Source organism: Moorena sp. SIO4A1, assembly GCF_010672065.1.
GTDB lineage: Bacteria > Cyanobacteriota > Cyanobacteriia > Cyanobacteriales > Coleofasciculaceae > Moorena.
Genome location: NZ_JAAHHX010000484.1, coordinates 1 through 1,791, shown reverse-complemented (window position 1 = coordinate 1,791; position 1,791 = coordinate 1). Strand labels below are relative to the sequence as shown.

Annotated in this window: 2 protein-coding genes; both read left to right on the top strand. The window is 47.0% G+C overall.

The annotated features are described in order from the left end of the window. The first annotated feature begins 116 nt into the window (after positions 1-116). Positions 117-653, top strand: coding sequence for a helix-turn-helix domain-containing protein (locus tag F6K53_RS39740; protein WP_075901518.1), 537 nt, complete (start codon positions 117-119; stop codon positions 651-653). 31 nt (positions 654-684) lie between these two features. Further along, entirely contained in the window at positions 685-1,365 is a 681-nt protein-coding gene (locus F6K53_RS39735; RefSeq protein WP_293085511.1) for a transposase, read from the top strand. Positions 1,366-1,791 lie beyond the last annotated feature (426 nt).

Below are 1,791 nucleotides of genomic sequence, written 5' to 3'. Positions count from 1 at the left end.
CTAGTGCAGCGCGGCAGAAATACTTGAGCAGCTGCTGATAATGGTAAAATAGAAGGATGAACTGCTTACCTACTCGATGCTCAGCTTACCCTATTGTACTCTTCACAACTTGTGCTATGCCTGACCCCCATCCCCTGAAGATTAAATTATCACAGCAACAGCGAAGTTTACTCGAACAGTTAGTGCGTCGTCACAGTAGCCCTCAAGGATTAGTGGAACGGGTGAGGGTCATTTTATTGGCTGCCGAGGGTATGAATAATACTCAGATAGCTCAAAAGTTGCAACTCGCACGTAATACTGTGCGAACCTGGCGAAAACGCTGGTCTGTTGCGACCGAGCGTTTGATAAGTATAGAAGCAAAGGGTATCACTGACAAAGAACTGCTACAAATGATGGTAGACAGTTTAGGGGATGCACCACGACCAGGTACACCAGCGACATTCACCACGGAGCAAGTAGTACAGATTGTTGCTACCGCTTGTGAGTCGCCTCCGAGTTTTGGGCGTCCGGTGAGTCACTGGACAACCAAAGAATTAACCTCGGAAGTAGTTAAACGAGGCATAGTGGAGCAGATTTCTCAACGCAGTGTGAGGCGTTTTTTAAAACGAGGCGACTCTACAACCCCATCGAAGTCGTTATTGGCTCAACGCTAACCCGGATGACCCAGAAGAATTCAAACAACAGGTGACAGCTATTTGTCAGTTGTATGAACAAGCTCCAACTTTGTCAAAACAAGGGGTTCATCTAGTAAGTACCGATGAGATGACAGGCATCCAGGCACTTGAACGTGCGGCTGAGACTTTACCGATGAAACCAGGACGCATTGAATGTATTGAATTTGAGTACATTCGCCATGGTACAGTGAGTCTGATTGCTAATCTGGAGATTGCTACAGGAAAAGCGATCGCTCCTACGATTAGTCCAACTCGTAAAGAATGTGACTTTGCTAACCATATTGCCAATACCATTGAAACTGACCCAGATGGGGAGTGGATTTTTCTGGTTGACCAACTCAACATTCACAAATCAGCTTCCCTGGTGCGACTGGTTGCTGCTTGCTGTGAAATCGACACGGACTTAGGGGTCAAAGAACAATTTGGTATTCTCAAGTCCATGGCAACTCGTGCTGCTTTCTTGTCTGATGCCAGTCACCGTATTCGTTTCGTCTACATCCCAAAGCATACCTCTTGGTTGAATCAGATTGAGTGTTGGTTCAGTATTTTGGTCAGGCGCTTGCTCCGCCGTGCCAGTTTTACCTCTACTGTGGAATTAAGCGATCGCATTCTAGAATTTATTGATTACTTCAACCGCACTATGTCCAAGCCTTTTCAATGGAAGTACAAAGGAGGTCAACAGGTTGAGTAATCTAATCTGGTGGCAGCTGAGATCATGTCCACCTCAAACAGCCTGAGTTATGTCCAACCTTGTACCAAAGGTGCCTGCCTTGATGATGTAGTGTCAGGCTGTTGGGGATTCTGGTACAAGGTTGGGAGCAGTTTGGGCTACCAAGTTAAGGCAGGACTTGAGAAACTCAAGGAGAGAGTCAGAGTTGAGAACTAGTTCGCGGCATAGTGCCGCGAACTAGTTCCTTTTTTTGAGAAGACATCATGCCCTCAGCTGGTTCACTGTTACCGTGCTCATTGCATCCTCAAGGGATGGGGGTTAGGCATAGCCTAGTTGTGAAGAGTGTAATCGGATGAGCTGAGCATCGAGTGCGAGTGGGTCAGCGGTTCATCCTTCTGTTTCACCATTATCCGCAGCTGCTCAAGCATTTCTACCGCGCTGCACTAG

Coding starts and splice junctions, on each gene's coding strand:
- F6K53_RS39740 (WP_075901518.1), top strand. CDS start 117: ATGCCTGACCCCCATCCCCTGAAGATTAAATTATCACAGCAACAGCGA.